This window comes from Marinobacter sp. SBS5, assembly GCF_048285575.1.
Classification (GTDB): Bacteria; Pseudomonadota; Gammaproteobacteria; order Pseudomonadales; family Oleiphilaceae; genus Marinobacter.
In genome coordinates this window covers 764,188-785,050 of record NZ_JBLWAZ010000001.1, presented here as the reverse complement: position 1 = coordinate 785,050, position 20,863 = coordinate 764,188, and the positions used below count along the sequence as shown (strand labels likewise).

The 20,863-nt window shown below is 53.9% G+C and carries 22 protein-coding genes; 8 read left to right on the top strand and 14 right to left on the bottom strand.

All coding sequences use genetic code 11. The features are described 5' to 3' along the window. Positions 1 to 91 precede the first annotated feature (91 nt). Positions 92 to 661: a DUF1415 domain-containing protein gene (locus ACNQ6O_RS03825; protein ID WP_418051911.1), complete on the bottom strand. Its 570-nt coding sequence runs from the start codon at positions 659 to 661 to the stop codon at positions 92 to 94. Positions 662 to 870: 209 nt separating this feature from the next. After that, on the bottom strand, positions 871 to 2,457 hold the full coding sequence (locus ACNQ6O_RS03820; protein WP_418051910.1) for an ABC-F family ATPase: 1,587 nt from the start codon (positions 2,455 to 2,457) through the stop codon (positions 871 to 873). Between the two features lie 183 nt (positions 2,458 to 2,640). Here ACNQ6O_RS03820 and ACNQ6O_RS03815 point away from each other — a divergent pair, with 183 nt between their 5' ends. Further along, the gene (locus ACNQ6O_RS03815) at positions 2,641 to 2,919 is read left to right on the top strand and encodes a peptidylprolyl isomerase (RefSeq protein WP_323751382.1); all 279 of its coding nucleotides are present in this window, start codon (positions 2,641 to 2,643) and stop codon (positions 2,917 to 2,919) included. A 104-nt stretch (positions 2,920 to 3,023) separates the two neighbouring features. Here the strand turns inward: ACNQ6O_RS03815 and ACNQ6O_RS03810 are convergent, their stop codons facing one another. The 3 genes from ACNQ6O_RS03810 to ACNQ6O_RS03800 form a co-directional block, all read right to left on the bottom strand. Next, positions 3,024 to 5,924, bottom strand: coding sequence for a fibronectin type III domain-containing protein (locus ACNQ6O_RS03810; RefSeq protein WP_418051909.1), 2,901 nt, complete (start codon positions 5,922 to 5,924; stop codon positions 3,024 to 3,026). A 238-nt stretch (positions 5,925 to 6,162) separates the two neighbouring features. Beyond that, the gene (locus tag ACNQ6O_RS03805) at positions 6,163 to 6,993 is read right to left on the bottom strand and encodes a DUF2059 domain-containing protein (RefSeq protein ID WP_418051908.1); all 831 of its coding nucleotides are present in this window, start codon (positions 6,991 to 6,993) and stop codon (positions 6,163 to 6,165) included. Positions 6,994 to 7,154: 161 nt separating this feature from the next. Then, positions 7,155 to 8,054 (bottom strand): LysR family transcriptional regulator, encoded by a 900-nt coding sequence (locus tag ACNQ6O_RS03800; protein ID WP_418051907.1) that lies wholly within the window; start codon positions 8,052 to 8,054, stop codon positions 7,155 to 7,157. Between the two features lie 119 nt (positions 8,055 to 8,173). Between ACNQ6O_RS03800 and ACNQ6O_RS03795 the strand changes: the two genes are divergently transcribed. Next, positions 8,174 to 8,368, top strand: coding sequence for a hypothetical protein (locus ACNQ6O_RS03795; protein WP_418051906.1), 195 nt, complete (start codon positions 8,174 to 8,176; stop codon positions 8,366 to 8,368). A 69-nt stretch (positions 8,369 to 8,437) separates the two neighbouring features. Here the strand turns inward: ACNQ6O_RS03795 and ACNQ6O_RS03790 are convergent, their stop codons facing one another. Next, positions 8,438 to 10,120, bottom strand: coding sequence for an AMP-binding protein (locus ACNQ6O_RS03790; protein ID WP_418051905.1), 1,683 nt, complete (start codon positions 10,118 to 10,120; stop codon positions 8,438 to 8,440). Positions 10,121 to 10,412: 292 nt separating this feature from the next. Then, positions 10,413 to 11,189 (bottom strand): TSUP family transporter, encoded by a 777-nt coding sequence (locus ACNQ6O_RS03785; protein ID WP_418051904.1) that lies wholly within the window; start codon positions 11,187 to 11,189, stop codon positions 10,413 to 10,415. Positions 11,190 to 11,253: 64 nt separating this feature from the next. Between ACNQ6O_RS03785 and ACNQ6O_RS03780 the strand changes: the two genes are divergently transcribed. From ACNQ6O_RS03780 to ACNQ6O_RS03770, 3 genes are all read left to right on the top strand, one after another. Next, a complete protein-coding gene (locus tag ACNQ6O_RS03780; protein ID WP_418051903.1) occupies positions 11,254 to 12,939 on the top strand; it encodes a L,D-transpeptidase family protein in 1,686 nt (561 codons plus the stop codon). Further along, the gene (locus tag ACNQ6O_RS03775) at positions 12,936 to 13,388 is read left to right on the top strand and encodes a hypothetical protein (RefSeq protein ID WP_418051902.1); all 453 of its coding nucleotides are present in this window, start codon (positions 12,936 to 12,938) and stop codon (positions 13,386 to 13,388) included. Before ACNQ6O_RS03780 ends, ACNQ6O_RS03775 begins: the two co-directional genes overlap by 4 nt. A 105-nt stretch (positions 13,389 to 13,493) precedes the next feature. Further along, positions 13,494 to 13,670 carry a DUF1328 domain-containing protein gene (locus ACNQ6O_RS03770; protein WP_418051901.1) on the top strand — a complete coding sequence of 59 codons (177 nt, stop codon included), beginning with the start codon at positions 13,494 to 13,496 and terminating at the stop codon, positions 13,668 to 13,670. Positions 13,671 to 13,730: 60 nt separating this feature from the next. Here the strand turns inward: ACNQ6O_RS03770 and ACNQ6O_RS03765 are convergent, their stop codons facing one another. Then, positions 13,731 to 13,970, bottom strand: a complete 240-nt coding sequence (locus tag ACNQ6O_RS03765) for a TIGR02647 family protein (RefSeq protein WP_418051900.1) — start codon at positions 13,968 to 13,970, stop codon at positions 13,731 to 13,733. A 212-nt stretch (positions 13,971 to 14,182) separates the two neighbouring features. Between ACNQ6O_RS03765 and ACNQ6O_RS03760 the strand changes: the two genes are divergently transcribed. Then, positions 14,183 to 14,842 carry a lytic transglycosylase domain-containing protein gene (locus ACNQ6O_RS03760; RefSeq protein ID WP_418052262.1) on the top strand — a complete coding sequence of 220 codons (660 nt, stop codon included), beginning with the start codon at positions 14,183 to 14,185 and terminating at the stop codon, positions 14,840 to 14,842. Beyond that, the gene (locus ACNQ6O_RS03755) at positions 14,842 to 15,609 is read left to right on the top strand and encodes a spermidine synthase (protein WP_418051899.1); all 768 of its coding nucleotides are present in this window, start codon (positions 14,842 to 14,844) and stop codon (positions 15,607 to 15,609) included. The genes ACNQ6O_RS03760 and ACNQ6O_RS03755 overlap by 1 nt, the downstream gene beginning before the upstream one ends. 43 nt (positions 15,610 to 15,652) lie before the next feature. Here the strand turns inward: ACNQ6O_RS03755 and yeiP are convergent, their stop codons facing one another. The 6 genes from yeiP to ACNQ6O_RS03725 form a co-directional block, all read right to left on the bottom strand. Further along, a complete protein-coding gene (gene yeiP, locus ACNQ6O_RS03750; RefSeq protein ID WP_418051898.1) occupies positions 15,653 to 16,219 on the bottom strand; it encodes an elongation factor P-like protein YeiP in 567 nt (188 codons plus the stop codon). 71 nt (positions 16,220 to 16,290) lie between these two features. Then, positions 16,291 to 16,788, bottom strand: a complete 498-nt coding sequence (locus ACNQ6O_RS03745; protein ID WP_418051897.1) for an acyl-CoA thioesterase — start codon at positions 16,786 to 16,788, stop codon at positions 16,291 to 16,293. A 781-nt stretch (positions 16,789 to 17,569) separates the two neighbouring features. Further along, positions 17,570 to 18,268 carry a crotonase/enoyl-CoA hydratase family protein gene (locus ACNQ6O_RS03740; protein ID WP_418051896.1) on the bottom strand — a complete coding sequence of 233 codons (699 nt, stop codon included), beginning with the start codon at positions 18,266 to 18,268 and terminating at the stop codon, positions 17,570 to 17,572. A gap of 99 nt (positions 18,269 to 18,367) precedes the next feature. After that, positions 18,368 to 18,745 (bottom strand): hypothetical protein, encoded by a 378-nt coding sequence (locus tag ACNQ6O_RS03735; RefSeq protein WP_418051895.1) that lies wholly within the window; start codon positions 18,743 to 18,745, stop codon positions 18,368 to 18,370. A gap of 20 nt (positions 18,746 to 18,765) precedes the next feature. Continuing rightward, positions 18,766 to 19,563: an SDR family oxidoreductase gene (locus ACNQ6O_RS03730; protein ID WP_418051894.1), complete on the bottom strand. Its 798-nt coding sequence runs from the start codon at positions 19,561 to 19,563 to the stop codon at positions 18,766 to 18,768. A gap of 108 nt (positions 19,564 to 19,671) precedes the next feature. Further along, the gene (locus ACNQ6O_RS03725; protein ID WP_418051893.1) at positions 19,672 to 20,436 is read right to left on the bottom strand and encodes a helix-turn-helix domain-containing protein; all 765 of its coding nucleotides are present in this window, start codon (positions 20,434 to 20,436) and stop codon (positions 19,672 to 19,674) included. On the opposite strand from ACNQ6O_RS03725, the gene ACNQ6O_RS03720 reads away from it, so the two are divergent. After that, positions 20,435 to 20,860 (top strand): YiaA/YiaB family inner membrane protein, encoded by a 426-nt coding sequence (locus ACNQ6O_RS03720; RefSeq protein WP_418051892.1) that lies wholly within the window; start codon positions 20,435 to 20,437, stop codon positions 20,858 to 20,860. The two genes, ACNQ6O_RS03725 and ACNQ6O_RS03720, sit on opposite strands and share 2 nt — an antisense overlap. Positions 20,861 to 20,863 lie beyond the last annotated feature (3 nt).

Below are 20,863 nucleotides of genomic sequence, written 5' to 3'. Positions count from 1 at the left end.
AAGCGCTCGGCTGAACCCATGTGACGCTTCTGCTCCGCCATCCATGGCTGCGCACATTTTTGGAAGCGCCCTACCCACCGGCTTCGTTGTTCTACTCCCCGGTTCGCTTATTTCCTGAACTCTCAAGACAAGCCTTTAGGCTATTCCGCATCTTCTCGGTGCCAAGCTCATTCATCAACGCGATATTGCGGTCGGGAATACCATCCACGTCGAGATAGTTATCAATCGCTGACTCCAAGCTCGCTTCCCGCAACAAATGCAGCATAGGGTATGGAGAACGGTTCGTGTAATTCTCTGCCGCATCGGCCTCGGTGTCGGCGAACTGGTAATTCGGGTGGAAGCTGGCGATCTGGTACACGCCTTCCAGTTCCAAGTATTCTAACAACGCATCCGCAGTATCCAAGAACTCGTTGTAGGCATAGAAATCCTGCAAAACACCCGGGTGAATCAACAATGTGGTTTCAACGTCCGGCTGATCTTCCAGCAACTGCAGCTCAGCATGCAGCGCCTGCACAAGTTCGTCTTCGGTCTTGGCTTCCGTCACCACAAACCGAACCCGGTCTTTCACCAACTCACGTTTTGCAAACGGGCATAGGTTATAACCAACCACAACGTCTTCAACCCATTTTCGGGTTGCCATAACAATCTCAGAATCACTCATGCTTTTATCTCTTGCTTAGTCGAAACCCACTCAAAAGCATGAGCGGACGTGTGGGTGGCCCCTTCCAAAAATGTGCGCAGCCATGGATGGCGGAGCAGAAGCGTCACATGGGCGTGCCGAAGGAGCGGTTTTTGGAAGGGGCCACCCACACGTCCGCCGGCACTGCAGTCTGACTACTACGAACAGCCGTCTCTCAAGTAAAGCCTAGATTAAAGGTAACCCTGACTCCGCAAGTAATCATCATAACTACCGCTAAAGTCCGTAATCCCATCCGGCTTCAACTCGATAATCCGAGTCGCCAAGGAAGAAACAAACTCCCGGTCGTGGCTCACGAAAATCAGCGTGCCCGGATAGTTCTCCAGCGCCAGGTTCAACGCCTCGATAGACTCCATATCCAAGTGGTTGGTGGGCTCATCCAACAACATCACGTTCGGCTTTTGCAGAATCAGCTTACCGAACAGCATCCGACCCTGCTCACCACCCGACAATACCTTCACCGATTTACCAATGTCATCACCCGAGAACAACATCCGGCCCAGCGTGCCGCGAACCAACTGCTCGCCGCCGGTGGTCCATTGCGCCATCCAGTCGGTCAGCGTGTCATCTCGCGCAAAGTCTGCGGTGTGGTCCTGCGCGAAGTAACTCACCTTTGCACTGTCCGTCCACTTCACTTCACCGGCATCCGGCTCGTAGGCACCGGCCAAGCACTGCAGCAGCGTGGTTTTACCAATACCGTTCGGGCCGATGATGGCCACACGCTCGCCGGCTTCAATCTGCAAATCCAGATTTTCAAACAGCGGGCCTTCGTCAAAGCCTTTGGTCAGGCCTAGCAGCGTAACCGCCTGCCGATGCAGTTTCTTTTCCTGCTCGAAGCGGATAAACGGACTGACTCGGCTTGAAGGCTTTACTTCTTCCAGCTGAATCTTGTCGATCTGCCTTGCGCGAGAAGTGGCCTGCTTGGCTTTCGAGGCGTTCGCCGAGAAGCGGCTTACGAACTGCTGCAATTCTGCAATCTGAGCCTTCTTCTTGGCGTTGTCTGCCATCATGCGCTCGCGGGCCTGAGTGGCGGCGGTCATGTATTCGTCGTAGTTGCCCGGGAACAGACGCAGCTCACCGTAATCCAGATCCGCCATGTGCGTGCACACGCTGTTCAGGAAGTGACGGTCGTGCGAAATGATGATCATCGTGCTGCTGCGAGCCACGAGAATGCTTTCCAACCAACGGATGGTGTTGATGTCCAGATGGTTAGTGGGCTCGTCCAGCAGCAGAACGTCTGGATCAGAGAACAGCGCCTGAGCCAATAGAACCCGCAGTTTCCAACCCGGTGCCAGGGCGCTCATGGGGCCGTTGTGCTGGTCCAGCGTAATGTCGAGGCCCAACAGCAGTTCGCCAGCGCGGGATTCGGCGGTGTAACCGTCCATTTCGGCGAATTCTACTTCCAGATCCGCCACGGCCATGCCGTCTTCTTCGCTCATTTCCGCCAAAGAGTAAATGCGGTCACGCTCTTGTTTAACGCGCCACAGCTCTTCATGGCCCATGATCACGGTGTCGATCACCGTGCAGTCTTCATAGGCGAACTGGTCCTGCCGCAGCTTACCCAATCGAACGTTCGGTTCCAGCATAACCTGGCCCGCAGACGGCTCGAGGTCGCCGCCCAGAATTTTCATCAGGGTAGATTTGCCGCAGCCGTTGGCGCCGATCAGGCCGTAACGGTTACCACTGCCAAATTTGGCAGAAACGTTTTCAAACAGGGGCTTAGCCCCGAATTGCATGGTGATATTGGCAGTGGAGATCAAGAAAAGAACCTATACACGTGAGGGCCAGCGCTGTGGCGGCAAAATTAACGGCGCATTGTACAGGTTTGCAGGCAGGACTGTGAGGCCGCAGAAACACGGACAAATACCACTTGCCTCAAGCGAGCGGTACGGGCAGCATTCACCTTCTGAACATTCCATCCATCCGACAACAGGATATTGATCATGGCACAAGCAACTGCACGCCACATTCTGGTAGACAGCGAAGCAAAATGTGAAGAACTGAAGAAAGCCATCGAAGGCGGTCAGGATTTCGCAGAAGTCGCCAAGCAGCACTCCTCCTGCCCATCAGGCCGCAACGGCGGCGACCTGGGTTCTTTCGGCCCGGGCCAGATGGTTCCCGAGTTCGACAAGGCGGTATTCAGCGGCGACCTGAACACGGTTCTTGGCCCTATCCAGACCCAGTTCGGCTACCACCTGCTGGAAGTGACTTCCCGCAGCTGATCCTGCCGGTTGGACAAAAAGCCAGGTCATGCCCGTCATGACCTGGCTTTTTTATTCTGTTTTGACTCGGCCGATTCATCTCTTCAACCCGCCTCCCTTTGAATTTAAGGAGCCACGTTAAAGACCGCGTGGATTACCGAGGTGGTGTCGTTGTGTTCGACCACCGCCGTAATGTCGTGTTGCCCGCTCATACCACTGACATCAAACGGTATCGCATTACGGGGTTGTGCCGACAGTGTACCGGCAAAGTCCCAAGGTGCCCGGTCCTCAACTTTGGCGGGTGCCCCCTGTCGATTGGGATCATCGAGATAAAAGGTCACCTTGTTGATACCACTCAGTGCCGGCACCAGCACATAGATCTCACCCGATACCGTGGCGCCATCCAACAGCACTGCACCACTCCGATCTGGCGCGCTACTGACCTGCAGAGTATAAGGTGACGCCTGGTCATAATTCAGACTGACCGCAATGCTGGCCTGCTCCCCTGTTGCAGCTTCGAGCACAATTTCTCCCTGATACTGGCCAGGTGCCAATGTGCTGGCGTCCGCCTGTAAGGTGAGGGTTTGCGGTAAGTCGCCGCTCGCAGGCGTGACTGTAAGCCAGGGGGCATTACTCAGACTGGTGTAGGCTTCTACCCGGCCATCACTCATCTGGGCAATCACACTGACTTCGTCACTGGTCTGCGGTGGAATGATCTGCAGCAAATGGCTGTCCGCTGACACCGTCAGCTGCGGTACATTGTTGAGAACCTGAAAATCAGCGCTGAGCTGGACTTCCAGCCCTCCATCGATGTCGAGCCGCACGCCAACGGCGTGCTGGCCATCGGCCAGCGCTGTGGTATCCAGTGCAGCTGCAGTGCCGTCGGAGGCGGTTCCGGCCAGATCAAACGGCGCGCGATTTTCGGTCTGGGTGACCGCACCCGTTGCACTCGGGTCGTCGAGATAAAAACGCACCCGCCGCACATTCAGGTCCGGGCTGGTAAAGATGTAACGGTTTCCCTGCAAGTCCGCCCCGGCCAATAACTGCGGCGATAACCTCTGTGAGTTGTCCGCCACCCACAGACTGTAATTCTCAGCGCCCACCTGCAGGGTAACCGGCAACCAGGTTGCCGTGTCAGCGCCGTCTGAAATTTCAAGAACAGCAGTATACTTACCGACACCCAGACCGGTCGCGTCAGCCGTGATACTTATGTCCGCCGGCGTAAGCGCCGCGAGTGGGGTAACCGAAAGCCACGAAGGTATCTGGCTCACTTGAAATGAAATCGCATCGCCTTCGGCCGCTAGCTGGACTGTCCGGGTTTCAGTTTCTCCCGGCTCCAAACTAAACCCCATCTGCTCAGGTTGGGCGCTTAATTCCGGGCCGCAGCCGAGGGTGGTATATCGCACCCGATCCCGGCGCCAAGGCGGTGCGCCAGTTCCGGAAATCCCATAGATATCCACATCCAGGACACCGTCATCGGACACCTTCAAGTGGGCGTAATGGTGACGAGAGTTATCCCGAACGACAGTCCACGGAGGTGCAACCGGCGATTTCCATGGCGAGAAGCCCTTGGAGATATTACTCAGCTTGCCTCCCGGGGAGATTTTTAGCCAGGTGACACCTTCACCGAGATCGTAGCAGTGACGACCAACTGACGTAGGCGTATTCGTGGCAGGCACATCCACCAACGGGTAAGTACGTTCATAAGACTGATCATGGGAGGTCAACACCACCTGCACACCCGCCTGTTCAAAGATGGGTCCCAATTGTGCTCGCAGAGTCAGTGCAGAAGGATGGTTTGTGCCTTCCGAAAAGGGAGCCGCGTGGAGTATGGGGATAAGCCAGCGCTGGCCCTGCTGGATCGCGGCGTCGAGGTCCGAGGTTAGCCAGGCCAAGGCATCCGAGGGCAGCGTTTGATATTCATCGAGGGCATACACCGCTACAAAATGAACATCCCCCACGTTAAAGCTGTACATGCGGCGACCATTCCAACCTTCGGGCGTGGCAAAGTAAGGCACCCATTTATCGAAACCTTCACCAAGCAACACTTCATGATTACCGTACACCGGCATCATCGGTGTGGCTTGTGCCACCGGCTGCATCTGGTCAAACCAAGCGGCAATGGTGCGCGCTAACGTGCCGTATCGTTTATCGGTGTCAAAGTAAGCGTAATCGCCGCCCAACAACACCATGCTGGGCGACAATGCGGCAATCTCGGCAATGACTTCTGCAGTGCCCGCCGCCAACCCATCCGCTCGGCCGATTAAGCCGGTATCGGCCACGTAGACAGCATCAAAATCCTGCGCCCCTGGCCCGGGTGCGGTGCGGCTGGTGTATACCTTGCTCCAGATAGTATCAGCCAGGGCTACCCGAAACTCATACTCGGTATCCGGCAGCAGCCCTGTTAAGCGAGTAAGCAGATAGCGACCATCCGCCACGGTCAGTCGCAGCTCACCAGCAGCAGTCTGCCACTGCTGTGCGCTCGGCAGACGATAATTCACCTCAGCAGGGCTGTTGGCCAACGGCGTAAACCACATGATACTGAGCGTACTGGCGGGATCACCATCCCAACCCAGATGCAACTGCCGGGCCTCACCGCCTGGCTGTGGTGCGGGCTGATTGGCAACCTGCAAAGTTGCTGTCAGCGTTGCGGCCGTGTTGCCACCCTGCACCAACTCAGCGCGCAAAGCATAGGCACCATCAGCGACATCGCGGGTATCAAAGGGCCTAGCTTCACTGACTGACCCGCCTTCCATATCCCAAGGCGCATTATTCTCAGTCCGAATCAGCGCGTTGTCGCGATAGAACCGCACCTGATCCACGCTATCAGCGCCACTAACAAAAACGTAGACCACGCCTTGAACAGGCTGGGAATCAACAGTAACAGGCGCACCCCGGTCGGGCTGTTTTGACAACAACAACTCGGCGGCAGTCAACGGGAAGGCGAGAGCCAACAGAACGACAATTAAAACAGCCGACCGCGCTCCACAGATTGATACGGGCAGAAAATACCGGAAGAAATTCATGAGAACACCCCCTTTGGCTCAATATCACGAAAACGACCCGATACTATCGGGCTGAGTGCCTGGGGGACTGCGGTCTTAGATATAGCTACACTCGGCAGCGATATGCCCTCTTCTTAACTGGAAGGCAGTTCACAAAAGAAAGTATTGTCCAGTGACAATAATTTTGCCACCGGACGGTAGAAATGACGTTAACCAAGCTGACCCGGACGTTGCGATAGTCTGCACAGGCAAGCTGCCCTCACTGAGCGTTTTCTTTCCCGAAGTTTCTGAACCGTGCCAGTTGATTGCCAATATTCTCAATCGGCTCCGTCACGGCCTGCTGAATACTCTCTGCAACCACCTTGGTGAACTGCTGGCCGGCATCACTTTCCAGAAACTCCAAATACATCTCCATCTCATTCGGAGTGATCTTCTGGTAGGTATACAAATAGCTGTCGTAAACTTGCTGCCCAACCACGCCCTTCAAGGCCGGGCGCTGCGTTTCTAATTGCTTGCGCACATCTTCCGTATTCGCGGGCTCACCACTTAAAGCCGCCATCGCTGAAGACAACCCCAACTGAAGCGCAATCGCGGTATCAACCGCACTTTCAGTGGCACGGGAAGCAGCATCAAAACGTTCAAACCGCTTTTCCCGATCGGTTCCCTTGTTGGCTTTATTCAACTCCGGTGCTTTCTTGCGTATTTGCGGCCAGATGGCAGGCGCCGAGGCTGCCACCTCGGCCCGGGCGATTTTTTTCGCAACCGGCTTCTGATACCAGTCGTACACTTTCGCCAGCTGTTCATCACTTAACGATGCATCGAGGTTGGAGGCGATTTTTCGCTTGATCTCTTCAGGGCGAAAACTGTTCTGCACCACATAAGCGATGGTGTCGGCCACCATAGGCGGAACCTGCGCTTTTTGTTTGAGGCCATCCCGAATCCCCTGCCCCATCATCGCCGGGTACTGAACGACGATGTCGTCCACGGGCGAAGCTTCCAGCACCTGCTGTGCACTCGGTGCCGCCTGCGCCAAACTGCTTACAAGCAGTCCGGCGATTAAAAGAGGTTTCATTAGGGCGTTCAAGGTCATGTCAATCTTATCCTGTTACGGGAACAGCGCTGTTTATGACACGCAGGCCGCCTCTTCAGCAAGCTTACAGTGCCGCTGAAGATGACGATTTGGTAGGAATGCTTCAGTGCAAGCGCGAAAATCGTTGAGATATCCGGCACAAGCACGTTAATGCAAAGGACTCAGAGCGTGTTGCTGAATTCGATGGCCGAGCCGAGCGCCTTAAGCCGCTCCACCAAAAACTCCATCACAATTCGAACCCGGGCCATTTGCTGGGTATCGTGGTTGACGTGCAACCAAAGATCGATACTTTCCCCATCCAAAGGATCAGAAAGTCGCCGCAACTCCTTCGCGGCCTCTCCTAGATAACAGGGCAAAACCGCCAGCCCGGCCCCTGCCCGCGCCAAAGCATGCATAGACTGCAGGCTATTGCAGCGGATAACGGTGTTTACGTTCTTGAGGTGCTTCCGGTACCACTTGCCCGTTGCCAGATGGCTAAAAGACTCGTCCGGGATCAGCCAGGTACAGGCCTCCGGATGATTCTCTATATCCATTTTGCGATTTCGTCGGCAGTAGTTTGTCGATCCGTATACCGCAGAATCAATTGCGGCAATGCGCTCACCTTCCAGCGTCGCCTGTGGCTTGTTTTCAGGGCGCAAAGTCAGATCGGCTTCGCGGTGGCTCAGGTTCGCAACGTCATTGTCGGTCAGTACTTCCAGTTCAATCTCCGGGTACTCCCGCACCAGCGCGGCCAAAACTGGGCTTAGCAATTCATACATCACCGCATCTTCTGCGGCGATTCTGACTTTGCCGACCGGAGCACCGTCCTGCCCAACTAGCTTGCGCTCCAGATTTTCCATGTCTACCGCCAGCCTTTCAGCCTCTCGATAAGCCATTTCACCCGTGGCGGTAAGCTGCAATCCATCGCGGTTGCGATCAAAAAACTGCACACCCAACGACTCCTCCATCTGGTCAAGTCGTCTTAAAACAGTGGTTTGGTGCACACCCAGTATTTCACCGGCTTTTGCGAAGGTTCCAGCTATTGCCAGAGCCCGTATATATCGAAGATAATCCCAGTCCATAGTCACTGCACATTTGCAACATGAGTACGAAGTTTAACGTATTCAAACTGCAAATAAGAACCTCTAGAATAGTTTATAACCTAACAAATCCAGCCACCCTAATTAAGGAGGAAGGCATCATGATTCATCAGCGTAACGTGAGCGTTCGCCCACAGCCGTCCGGCATCCTCCACAATGGCGTGGAGATGCGCCGCGAGTATACCCGCGCTGCATTCAAACTGGGGCTACAATTTTTAAGCCGTAAACTGCGCAAAGCGAATCGCGAAGCCGTAGCTGCTGTACAAGATCTGCCTCAGGCTCAAGGCGGCGTATAAACGCTCGCTTCGGCCCCACAAAAAAACCGGCATGGAAACATGCCGGTTTTTTTGTGCCTCAGGACCGTATTAGAATTCCCACACGACCTTACGATTTTGTGCGAACCACGTTTCCATCTGCTGATTGTAGAAACTCTCAATCACGTTGCGCTTGATCTTCATGGTGGGCGTTAGCATGCCGTTTTCCATCGTCCACGGCTCTTTAACGACAACCAAAAAAGCCACTTTTTCATGGGCTTCGCACTGTGCGTTTACAGCATCCAGCTCTTGCGCCAGTTCTTGCTCCAAAGCCGAGCGGTCCAAACCTGATTCCAGCGCCATGCGCGCCTCCTCAGACAATAGCAACATCAGGCACGGCTGGGGTTGATTGGCACCCGCTACACAGACAACTTCGGCCACCGGATGATTAAAGCGATTTTCGATCGGCACCGGCACAACGTATTTGCCTTTGGAGGTTTTGAACAGGTCTTTCACTCTCCCGGTAATGCGAAGATAACCTTGATTGTCTATCTCTCCCATGTCACCGGTTTTCAAAAAACCATCGAGGGTAACATCTTCCCGGGTTTTCTCTTCATTCTTGTAATAACCGAGCATTTGCCCAGGGCTTTTAACTTCAATCTCACCGCCCTCGCCGATCCTTTGTTCCACCCCGGGGTTCGCCACACCAACACTGCCGGTTTTAGCCTGCCCTGGACGATTGGCATGGGAATATCCGAAGTTCTCGGACATTCCATACACTTCCAACAGTTCAAGCCCGAGGTTCCGGTACCAGTTGATGATGTCAGCCGACAAAGGCGCCGCGCCCGTCAGTGCTACCCGGCAGTTATCCAACCCCAATTGCTTGAGCACTTTCTTTTTCACCAAACTGCTCAGAACGGGTATCTTGAACAGGACTTTCTGTTTTTTAGGTGGAAGCTTGGCATTTACGCCGAGGTAAAACTTCATCCACAGACGGGGTACCGAGAAAAACAGCGTTGGCCGAGCCCGCTGAAGATCTTCCTGAAAGGTATCCAACGAATTCGCGAAGTAAAGGTGAAAACCGTAATACAAAGACTGCGTTTCGACTGCGGCTCTTTCGGCCACATGCGCCAGAGGAAGGTAGGACAACATCCGGTCAGCGGGCGACACCTGAAACAGCTGCTGCAGCCCGTCTGCCACGGAAATCATGGTACGGAAGCTGTGCATCACCCCTTTGGGGCGACCGGTACTGCCGGAGGTATACACTATTGTCGCCAGATCATCCTGAGCTGGGAGCCTTGGTTTTGCCGGCGCATGTTCCGCAACGAGATCTAGCCACTTGGGTGTGTCATCCCGAGGCGACATCGGTAACGAAACGATGGACAGGTCCTTCGGGATGTGGCCTTTGATATCGTTCCAGCCGTCCGCCGTTCCATCCAGTTTCCCCAAAAATAACAGTCGCGCCTCGCTGTGTTCCAGCACATACGCGGCGGTTTCACCATTGAGCGTGGGATACAAAGGCACACTCACATGACCCGATGTCCAGATGGCCAGGTCCGCCAAAATCCAATGGGCACTGTTTTTGCCCAAGATCGCAATATTGCTTCGCTCCGGAAGGTCGAGGCTGGTCAGGTACGCCACCATTCGGCAAACCTGATCGGCGGCCTGCGCCCAAGTGATGTCTTCCACACGCCCATCCGGGTATGGCTGGGTCAGGTAAACGTTATCCGGGGTTTTCTCCGCCCAATAAAACAGGCAATGCGCCGACGTCAGTTTCTGGGGATCTATAGTCATGGCAAGTCCTTGTTCTTATTTTCTCGTTATATGAATCACTTACTCAATTGGCCAACCTCCATACTAGACGAGTTTTAAAAAAACGGTTGGTGACATCCATCAGGAATGGTCTACATTGGAAGAGTCCGCGTAATGATTAGCCATACCGAAGGAGGTAGCTATGATCAGACCGGCCCGCTCTTTGATGATTGTTCCAGCCTGGAGCCTTATTCTGGTTGGATCCTGCGTATTCTTTTACACCGCCTACGCAGGCATGCTCGGCTCCTGAGAAGCAGGAGCTCGATAGCAGTGACTATAACCACACGGTGACCAGCCCGGTGCTGCTGACTATCAGTAATATTGTGCCCAGTACTCGGTAAAACAGAGACGTTTCCGCGTGCAGCATACGGTCGTGCACATACAGTCCGATCACATGCCCGACAGCCGCTGCAGGCAATAGCCAGATATGGTGAATCAACTGCAGGTCTACCCCCACCCAGACAAACGCCCCCAATTTGATTAAGACCAAAATAAACCACAGGGCAAACAACGTATCCCGCAGCTTTTCTTTGGGCAGATGCTGAGCCGCAACCGCAATGATCAAAGGCGCGCCAATCAAAGAGGTGCCGCTGATATACCCGCCTAACATCAAGAACACCGCATCCACTGTTTTGCTGCCGCTACGAAAGGGCTTGTTTACGATGTACGAGACGGAATAGAGACCTACAATGATGAAGATGATCGCACTAAGAATATGGCCCGGCAGGGTAATCAAACCAAACACCCCAATGAGTTTCGGCACAATCAAGATCGCGAGCAATCGCCCCAGATACTGCCAGTCCACCGTGCTGGCTTTTTCGGCACCCTGATCATTAGAACTTTGCCGGTTGTTCATCCAGATGGTTAGCGATGAGAACACCAACAGGTGAATGGAAATGATCGGAAGGAACACCAAGGGCTCATCCAGCACCAGAAGCAAAAAAGGCAGCGAAAGAACCGCGCCACCAAATCCCAGCCCGGAACGCACAAAGCCGCTCCACACAAAGATCAGCGCAATCAGGATATACTGAATAACAGACAAGTCAGACATAACGAACAATAGACTCCAGCAAGCCTGACGGCTCGGTTTGCACGGAATTCACGAGGAGGACGATGTGCAGGATGCAACAAACTCAGCAACGAAGAAAAGCTGCCTACTGATCATCATGCTACTGGCATTCATGCAGAATGCCTACAGCGACGATCGTATTATTAGCCGCTTCGAAGCCCTGCAATCAGGTTATCCCGTCACCATTGGCGACTCGCCTCTCAATGCTTGGGCCGCACTGGCTCAATTCTATGAAGCCCGAAACTACCAGCCGGCCTGGACGTCACCCGCGGCCCAAGACGAATTGCTGAAAGCGATTAATGAAATTTCAGACGAGGGGCTAATCCCGTCCGACTACCATCAAGCAGCCTTGCGCGACATTATCCAGAGATCACAGGAAGACACCAATCCGGAACTGCCGACAGACCTTGACCTGATTTTCTCAGACGCCTTCCTGCTCCTCGCCTCCCACCTGCTAGAAGGTAAAGTGAACCCACAAACCATTGATGCCGAGTGGACAGCCAACCGCAGGCAGCGGCAACTCCACATCGTGCTGGCGGAGGCATTGCAAAGCGGCCAAGTGTACCAAACTCTGCAGTCGCTCAAGCCTCCGGCCCCGGCTTACCATCGGCTGGCCAGTTACCGCCGCCAGCTTTCAGCCCTTCTGGGTCGGCCCTGGCCTCTGCATGAAGCGGGCCCAACGATACGCCCTGGTGACAGCGACCCACGGCTACCCGCCATTCGTCAGCAGCTGATCCTGTTGGGTGACCTCCCGGTTCCCGACAACGATGCCCAGCATGAGCTTGGCAGCAGCCCGGTAAATCAACTGTATACCGGCAATCTGATTCAAGCGATCCCCGCCTTCCAGGCTCGTCATGGCCTGGACCCTGACGGCATCATTGGCCGAAAAACCTTGGCCACCCTTAACATGATGCCCATCGAGCGCATTCGTCAAGTAGACGCCAACCTGGAGCGCTGGCGTTGGCTGCCCGACTCTCTGGGCGACACCTATGTGCTGGTAAACATCGCCGGGTTCGACATGGTAATGGTGGAAAACGGTGAAGAAGTGCTGCATCAGCGGGTCATCGTCGGAGGGCCTTTCCGGCAAACCCCCGTATTCAGCGATCGCATCCGCTATCTGGTTTTCAATCCAACCTGGACCGTCCCTCGGACTCTGATGATTCAGGACCAGTTACCACGGATTAAGTCCGACCCGGGTTACCTCAAGCGAATGAATTTCAAAGTGTATAAGGGCTGGGGCGCCAACCGGGTGGAAATAGACCCCGCTGAGGTAAAGTGGGCTTCACTGTCCTCTGATAACTTCCCCTACCAGCTCGTGCAACAGCCCGGCCCCTCGAACTCCCTTGGGCAAGTGAAGTTCATGTTCCCCAACAAACATGCGGTGTATCTGCACGATACGCCCGGGCAATATCATTTTAGCCGGCTGGAACGCACTATTAGCTCCGGATGCATACGCGTAGAGCGGCCCTTCGAGCTCGCCGAAAGATTGCTCGTTGGCAACAGCAGCTGGAACCACGACAACATCACTCAGGCGAGAGAGCTTAAGGAGCCTGTTAACGTTGTTCTGAACAAACCCGTGCCCGTCCACCTTCAGTATTGGACCACTTGGGTGGATAAATTCGGCAATCTCCAAATCCGGGAAGACGTTTACGGCCGCGACCGACGCCTTATAGACGCATTGAGATCCGACGCCCAAGGAAACCTGCAACTAACCCCCAGGAGCAAGCGATGATTCGAATACTCTTTCCCCTGCTCGCAGCCGCCTCGCTGACGGCATGTCAAAACCTGCCAGGGAAAGCCCCCGACATTGGGGACAATCTGGTGCTGCTCAGCGCTCAGCATTGTCTGCAAGAGCCCGTAGGCGATAACAACCGAGTACATTACGGCCCCTGCCTGAAAATCACCGATATAAACGGGCACAAGCCGACAGTTCGAAGTGATGGTTTCATCACTCTAGCAGTCGGCCAACCCGCCACCATAGGCACGGCCTGTGTCTACCGCCTTTCTGATGGCCAGCCTATTCCCGCCACTGTGGAAACCGCAATCTTTGAGGTAAAAAGCGACACCTTCACCCGTGGCGGCCAACGCTGGTATTTGCATGCGCACAAGAAAGCCCGGGGTGTGATTGGTTGTTCGCCCACACTGGCTCGCTCGGTGTATCCGCTTGAGAAAACAGACTAAAACCTAACGGCACAATGACTATCCCTTAAGGTTCCACGCTCTGGATTGCGGGAACGCCAAAGTTGTGCCACGTTTATAGGGCATTGCAAAAAAGGAGGATAGTAAATGCTCTACTGGGCTTTAGTGTGTCTCGTTATTGCGATCATTGCGGGCGTATTGGGTTTCGGGGGGATTGCCGGGACTGCCGCGGGCTTCGCTAAAATTCTGTTTTTTATTTTTCTCGTATTACTTGTTGTCTCTGTTCTGGTGAACGTGCTCAAAGGAAAAGGCCCAAAGGTCTAGAGCATCCAGCTCACTACTGTACATGGCCCTGAGAACTCAGGGCCATGTTAAAACCTTCCCTTATTCGCTTGCCAAAACGGCTTGCAACTTCTGAGTCAACTCAACCGCTTCACACCCCAGGGGTGTCAGATAGCCGCCGTCGTTTCGAGAAATGAGCCCTTTTTCAAACAACGACTCTGCAGCCTGAACGGTTTCTGCAGCCGCTGAACTGGCATGCACCTTGATGCCTTCCTGTGTGGAAGTGGAAGGAAACTGCAACAACAGATTCAGTTCGGCAAGATGAACCGGCGAGAAAGGCATAAAAAACTCCTTATTAGGTGACTTAATTTCAGTCTAGCGGAAATAACGCCCAGCGAGCGAAATTTCTCACAAACAAACAAAAAGCCTACACTTCACGGTACATGTCCGTTGGCAATAACGGTACATTGAAGCCTCCGATCCAGCATTCCGGTCATGAAATGAAGTCGAGCCTTACCACAAGCAAATTTTTCGCTATCGCCCTGATCACCCTTATGTTTTGGGCGGCAAATACCAGCGCTGTCGCCGATACGATAAAACGGGTCGTGCACCCTGACGGACACATCGAATTCACTAACGTCAAAAGCAAAAGCCAGCCACGGCCCTCAACGAAGAGTGAAACCGTCTACCGCTACCAAGACGAACACGGCGTTATCGCCTACAGCAGCCAACGGCCCGCCAGCTCAGACTTCGACGTGATCAGTTTTCATTGCTACGCCTGCGATCCGAACTCCAAAGTCGACTGGCGCAAAACACCGCTGTTTCTTCGCCCGTTCCAGAACGAGATCAAAACCGCAGCCAAGGAATTTGGCGTAGACCCAGCACTGGTTCGCGCCGTTATTCATGCCGAATCCGCGTTTAATCCACAGGCAATTTCCCCCGTGGGGGCTCAAGGGTTGATGCAGCTGATGCCCGGCACGGCAAAAGACCTAGGTGTGCAAAACCCGATGGAGGCATCGGAAAACATTCGCGGAGGCGTGAATTACCTGTCTCAGATGCTGGCGCGTTTCAAGGGTGACACACGGCTTGCCACCGCGGCCTATAACGCTGGCCCCGGCGCGGTAGGACGGTACAAGGGCATTCCTCCTTACGCTGAAACCAAAGCCTACGTGGAACGCGTAGGCATCCTGCATCAACGTTACGCAGCCAAATAATGAGCAATTCGATTAACACGATCGCCATTCCCGGCGACATTGTTCATGTGGATCGGGATAAATACGGCAACATTCTGGTGATCGACGACCGCAAACACCGCATTCTCAGTTTCGATTCGGTGTTCGAACAAAGCAAGATCGTACGCGCTGCTCCAAATGTGCCTGTGCATGAATACAACCGCGCAATGCTCTTACCCGTCGCCTTCCACGAACCTCAGCATGTCACGATACTGGGGTTGGGCGGCGGCGTGCTCGCCCACGGCTTGCACAAGTTACTGCCCAACAGTGACATTCAAGTATTCGAGCTACGGGAGAAGGTGGCGGAGATTGCCCGCAAGTGGTTTGCCTTGCCGAACAGCAAGCGGCTGAAGGTGACCATTCAAGATGCACGTCTGGCTGTGGATAACCTGCCAGAAGCCAGCACCGACATGATCCTCACCGACCTCTACAGCGCCGATAAGATGAGCCCGGCCCAGGCCCAGAGGCAGTTCATTAAAGCCTGCAGCCGAGCCCTCACCAGCACGGGCTGGCTTGCGTTGAACTACCACAAAATGCCAGACGCCAACGGCAATCTGGTTCGGGAACTGCGGCGTCAGTTTCCGTTGCTCTTAGTGTTCAGAAGCAAAACCAACAACTGGGTGATCTACGGCAGTAAGCAAGGGTTCAGCAACGTTAAAATAGAATCGTCGCGGTGCGCGGAGTTGGAAAAGCGGTTACCCATCGGTTGGGCAAAACTGAGAAAAAAACTGGAAGTGCTGGAGCTGTAGAGAAAGGCTCAAAGCCCCTCTCTACCGTATTCAAAAACCAATATCAGGCCCGGCTCAGGAACTTACGCTCTTCCACGTTGACCTTGATACGGTCGCCTGTGGAAATGTGCTCGGGCACTTGCACAACCAGACCGGTAGTCAGGTGCGCAGGCTTGGTACGAGCCGTTGCGGAACCGCCCTTCACAGAGGGATCGGTCTCTGCAATCGTCAGCTCAACCGTTGGCGGCAAGTCCAACGCCACTGGGGTATCGCTCACCAGAATGGCCATCACACCTTGAGTTTCCTCCGTGATGAACAGCAGCTCATCTTCAATGGCGCTTTTGTTCAGCATGTACTGTGTGAAGTCCTCGTTATCCATGAAGACGTACTCGTCGCCATCGGCGTAGGAAAACATAACCGGACGGCGAACCAGGTCAGCCAGGTTCAGCATGTCTGAATCCTTAAAGGTTTCATCCAGCTTCTGGCCAGTTACCACATCGTACATACGCATGCGGTAAAGGCTGCCACCGGCGCGGCCCTGTGGCACCGAACGCTCGATGTCTTTCACGAAAAACGCACGTCCATCGTACTCAACCGCTTGGTTCTTTTTAATCTCACTCGCTTTTGGCATGTTACCCATTCCAATTAAGTTGATCACCGTGGCCGTGATATACCACGACTGGGCTAAATATGCGACTTTGCTCAGCTGTTCGCCTTGGAAAGCTGCTCGCGTGTTTGCAGGCGCCCCGCCCTGCGGATCTCGGCATTAGCGTACCGCCGGCGCTGATCATCCGTTTCAGGGATCACCTCCGGCACATCCACCGGCTTGCCGTCTTCATCCAACGCCACGAAGGTAAAAAATGCGGACAGGATGTGGCGGGTATCACCGGTATAACTGTTCTCGGCTTCCACTCGCGCGCCAATCTCCATAGAGGAGCCCCAACTGCGGTTCAGGGTCAGACTGAACAACAAGGTGTCTTTACCGGTGGCCGGCGCGCGGAAATGAATGGAATCGACCGCAGCGGTCACACACACATGCGCCGAGTGCCGCTCGGCCACAACCAGCGCCAAGCGATCGCACTTGGCCATGATCATGCCCCCGAACACCGTGTCGTGTGAGTTCATATCGTTGGGAAACACTTTATACACATGCTTCTCAATCGCGGAAGCCGAAACAGGCTTGGCCGGTTTTTCAGACATCGAAAGGTTTTCCTTCTGTTATTTACCCACAAATACTGTGGACAACTGTGTTAGCAAGGTAAGGACATAGTGCCGCAAGCCCCGGCCCTAGCGGGTTTTCGGATTTTGAATGTCATTTAACCAAGCCGAATAGCCACACATCAGAAAACATATTGGGGCGATTTTCAATGGCCAAATCACACGGAACCACCCTGTTTATCCCTGAAGGTGGGGATAACGTTATCCAGTTACGCACAATTTCTGTGGACAACCGTGTTAGCAAGGTAAGGACATATAGGCTAAAACCGCTCTACGAGCGGGTTTGCGGAATTTGTAGGTAATTTAACCAAGAAAGATATCAACACTAAAAAATACACACAAAGGGGCTCTTCATTGAAGTAATACACAGCGACTGGTCATTTACCGACCACCATGGGGATAACCTTACACAGTTACGCACAAATTCTGTGGGCAACTATGTTAGCAAGGTAAGGACATATAGGCTAAAACCGCTCTACGAGCGGGCTTACGGGATTTGTAGGTAATTTAACCAAGCAGGATACCGGATCATAAAAATACAGAATCACCTGTTTTTCACGCTTAAAAGCAAGCTAAATCGGGCATTTTTTTAGGATCACTGGGGATAACAAGATACGGTTACCCACAAACTCTGTGGAAAACTGTGTTAGCAAGGTCAGGACACACGGCTGGAAGGCTTGGTATTACTAGGCTTACGGAATATGACGGTAATTTGAGCAAGGATAACTTGAGCGGCCGTATTCTCTACGACCGCCCAAACACATCAGCCCATCAAGTCAGACTGAGCTGCGTCTTGTTCAATGGCGCGATCCAATGTGGCCAAGTATTCAGCCTTCACTTTTAGCTTGGTTTGCTTGTGCGCGCGCATGTTCAGCTGCTTGTACTGAGCGGCAACGGCTTTTGCACGTTCCATCAGCTGCTCTGGTGCAACCAATTCATCCAGAATACCGGCCGAGATTGCGCTTTCCGGATTGAAGATTTCGGCATTCACCACGGAACGGTAGAAATATGGCGCAGGCATGCGGTGACGAGCAATCTCAATACCGGCATGGTGCATGGTCATGCCGATGGCCACTTCATTGAGGCCCAGCTTGAAGTTACCTTCAACACCAATACGGTAATCGACTGACAGTAATACAAACACGCCTTTAGCAATAGCGTGACCACCACAAGCGCCAATCACCGGGGTTGGGAATGCAGCCAGGCGACGAGTCAGCGTTGAGCCAACCTTTACCAAAGCCATGGCTTCTTTCAGCCCTTTCTGCATTTCTTTCAGGTCGTACCCGCCGGAGAACATGCCCGGCTGGCCCGTCAGGATGACAATTGCTTTGTCCTCTTCGGCACGGTCGAGCGCGGCGTTCAGCGCTTCAAACACATCGTGGCTCAGCGCGTTAGCCTTGCCGTTGTTCAGAGTGATGGTGGCAATGCCGTCGTTCAGTTCGTAAGTTACGAGTTCAGTCACCGTGGTGTCCTCATCAATTTCATTAAATAAAGTGAGCGTATGTTAACTGTATAGATTAGGCCGTTCTTCGGCAACGCAATCAAGCGCCCTCTACTAGCATCAGGGTTGAACTACCCCGGATTGACGAACCAAGCAGTTCATCGTGGTAATCGAGACATCTCGAAAAACCGCATCCGACCGCACCTTATCCGGGAACCGGTCATACACGGCCCGGCGACAAGATGAGGTTCGGGATTCCGCAAGCGCAACGCACTCCTCGTGCGCCTTGGAACTCTCTGCATTCGCCGTAGCCTCTTCACACAAGTCCGAAATTCGGGAAATGGCCAGATCCACCACGGCACTGCGGTCCACAGGGCTGCCTGCGAGGTTGGCGAAATCGGCCGCCCCCACCTGTTTGGCGTCAGGCTGCGTCTGATTCCAGAACACATACCCCAGTGCTGCAACCACCAGAGTCACCGTAACAATGGGAAATTTCATCGGCAAAGCTCGCTTATCAATTAGTGTTTCGGGCGGCGGGTCAGACGGAAGATCAACTCAGGTGAGAGTCGCTTCACCCAAAGTGCCGCCATTTCCTTGCCCTTACCCACCGGAATTTCACGCTTTCGCGCTTTAAGGCCTTTAAAGATGACCGCTGCGCACTCATCCACATCCATGCCACTGGCAACGTCGTTATCCGTCTCGCCATGGGGCGTGCCATCGGCAGACAAGGAGTTTTTGGAAATGTTGGTACGGATAAAGCCCGGAAGGATGGTGGACACGTGCAATCCACTGGTTTCCACTTCCGCCCGCAGGGCATCGAAAAAGCCGACCATCGCGTGTTTGGCTGCGCAATAGCCCGTCATTTTGGGCACGCCTACTTTGCCGGCAACACTTGCCGTTACGGCCAGGTGACCTTTGCCGCGCTTTAGCATGTGTGGCAGTACCGCTTTGGTCAGGGCAATCTGACCCATTACGTCCACATCCATCAGCTTTTGGTAGACCGACATATCGGTCTCTGCGCACAACGAACCTTGCGACAGGCCCGCGTTATTCACCAGCAGATCAATCGCTCCAAAGCGATCCACCACCGTTTGCGCGGACGCTTCGTGGGAAGCCCAATCCGTTACGTCCAACGGAAGCACAAGAATATTGTCTTCCGGCAAACCCGCTTCAACACAACGAGCGGCCACGCGCTGCAACTCATCTTCACGGCGAGCCGACAACACAAGCCCGGCGCCATCTTTGGCAAACTGAAGCGCTAGCGCTTCACCAATACCCGACGACGCGCCGGTAATCCAAACGATCTGAGCCGTCATAAACAAGCCTCCAACAGGCAAAACGTACTTATTATTAGTGCGTTCGGATACTAGCAGAAAAGGGCAGCGCACTTCTCGACCACACTAAGGCATTTACCCTCTTTGACCTCAACGGCTATACGGCGGGTAATCCTTAAGCGCCTCCGGCCGTCGGAAACTGTCAAAAGCCTCGATCTCCCATGGGCGCATGGCCATCAACAGACTCACTCCGAAACGATGCTCCAAGGGCAGCGCGAGATCTTCTTCATGGCAGTGCCGAAACTCCAGAGCCAACCGCTTGAGCTTCTGCTGAACCACCTCATTGGACTGAGTGGACAGCATGCCACTCACAAACAGCCTTAATTCACCGGGGTGATTAAACCGACATTTCAGAAAATCCTGCTGCACTTCGGCTTCGAAAAAGCGTTGTATGGGCCCGCCCGGCTGCCAAGCGAAATCGTGGCTGACCAACAGCTTGAACCGGTTCCCGGGCAGCAGCTCCAGTACTCCCATGCGATCCAGCTTGGCGAGATAACCAATCAAGTCCGTTTCCGACACATCGTAAACCTGGTGGATCTCCTGAAACTGCCATCGGTTCATGGCGCAGACGGCCACCAGTAACAGTCGCACATCCGACACCAGTTCCTGCTCCTGTTCTAGGCTCAGCTGTTCGACTTTGGGCTCTGGCGCCAGCTTGCGCACAAGATCACTGATCTCCATCCCCATCAGTGTGCAAATCTGGTCAAGACGCTTGAGCGAAAACTGCTTCTCCGAAAACAGGCGTTTAACACTCGCCTCTGACAGACCCAAGGCATCAGCCACGTCCTGATAGGTCAGGCCATGAGACCGTAGTTGTCGTTTAAGCTCGCCGACAATGGCACTGGTTTGCGCCATGGATGCACCTCCCATCGAGTTCCAATCTCAGAAAGTATCATTATTCGATACTCCAGAGATATACCGCCAATACCTTTGGGGAATCACTCGCGGCGTATTCAGCGATAGCGCACAGTTCGGTTGTCCCAACAACAAAGCCAATGAGGAAGACATCATGGATAGCGAACTGAAGAGCAACTCAAACTCTTGGGTATTTTTTGTGAAGGTTTCATTCGCAATTGCACTGTTTGCCGCCGCCGCGGGTGTGGTGCTTGCACCCGTTGATATCGTGATAAAAGGCTACATGGCGATCAGCGCTCTGTTCCTCGTCAGCACCACCATCACGCTGTCGAAAACACTTCGCGATGAACACGAGCAGAGCCGAATTGCGAACCGCATTTCCGAAGCTCGCACCCATCAGCTGCTGAAAGAGTACGGGGAGTAACAC

Bases quoted from the DNA above. Each gene is read 5' to 3' on its own strand.
- ACNQ6O_RS03825 (WP_418051911.1), bottom strand. From the start codon at position 661: ATGAGTGATTCTGAGATTGTTATGGCAACCCGAAAATGGGTTGAAGAC.
- ACNQ6O_RS03815 (WP_323751382.1), top strand. From the start codon at position 2,641: ATGGCACAAGCAACTGCACGCCACATTCTGGTAGACAGCGAAGCAAAA.
- ACNQ6O_RS03810 (WP_418051909.1), bottom strand. From the start codon at position 5,924: ATGAATTTCTTCCGGTATTTTCTGCCCGTATCAATCTGTGGAGCGCGG.
- ACNQ6O_RS03805 (WP_418051908.1), bottom strand. From the start codon at position 6,993: ATGACCTTGAACGCCCTAATGAAACCTCTTTTAATCGCCGGACTGCTT.
- ACNQ6O_RS03800 (WP_418051907.1), bottom strand. From the start codon at position 8,054: ATGGACTGGGATTATCTTCGATATATACGGGCTCTGGCAATAGCTGGA.
- ACNQ6O_RS03795 (WP_418051906.1), top strand. From the start codon at position 8,174: ATGATTCATCAGCGTAACGTGAGCGTTCGCCCACAGCCGTCCGGCATC.
- ACNQ6O_RS03790 (WP_418051905.1), bottom strand. From the start codon at position 10,120: ATGACTATAGATCCCCAGAAACTGACGTCGGCGCATTGCCTGTTTTAT.
- ACNQ6O_RS03785 (WP_418051904.1), bottom strand. From the start codon at position 11,189: ATGTCTGACTTGTCTGTTATTCAGTATATCCTGATTGCGCTGATCTTT.
- ACNQ6O_RS03775 (WP_418051902.1), top strand. From the start codon at position 12,936: ATGATTCGAATACTCTTTCCCCTGCTCGCAGCCGCCTCGCTGACGGCA.
- ACNQ6O_RS03770 (WP_418051901.1), top strand. From the start codon at position 13,494: ATGCTCTACTGGGCTTTAGTGTGTCTCGTTATTGCGATCATTGCGGGC.
- ACNQ6O_RS03765 (WP_418051900.1), bottom strand. From the start codon at position 13,970: ATGCCTTTCTCGCCGGTTCATCTTGCCGAACTGAATCTGTTGTTGCAG.
- ACNQ6O_RS03760 (WP_418052262.1), top strand. From the start codon at position 14,183: ATGTTTTGGGCGGCAAATACCAGCGCTGTCGCCGATACGATAAAACGG.
- ACNQ6O_RS03755 (WP_418051899.1), top strand. From the start codon at position 14,842: ATGAGCAATTCGATTAACACGATCGCCATTCCCGGCGACATTGTTCAT.
- yeiP (WP_418051898.1), bottom strand. From the start codon at position 16,219: ATGCCAAAAGCGAGTGAGATTAAAAAGAACCAAGCGGTTGAGTACGAT.
- ACNQ6O_RS03745 (WP_418051897.1), bottom strand. From the start codon at position 16,788: ATGTCTGAAAAACCGGCCAAGCCTGTTTCGGCTTCCGCGATTGAGAAG.
- ACNQ6O_RS03735 (WP_418051895.1), bottom strand. From the start codon at position 18,745: ATGAAATTTCCCATTGTTACGGTGACTCTGGTGGTTGCAGCACTGGGG.
- ACNQ6O_RS03730 (WP_418051894.1), bottom strand. From the start codon at position 19,563: ATGACGGCTCAGATCGTTTGGATTACCGGCGCGTCGTCGGGTATTGGT.
- ACNQ6O_RS03720 (WP_418051892.1), top strand. From the start codon at position 20,435: ATGGATGCACCTCCCATCGAGTTCCAATCTCAGAAAGTATCATTATTC.
- ACNQ6O_RS03725 (WP_418051893.1), bottom strand. From the start codon at position 20,436: ATGGCGCAAACCAGTGCCATTGTCGGCGAGCTTAAACGACAACTACGG.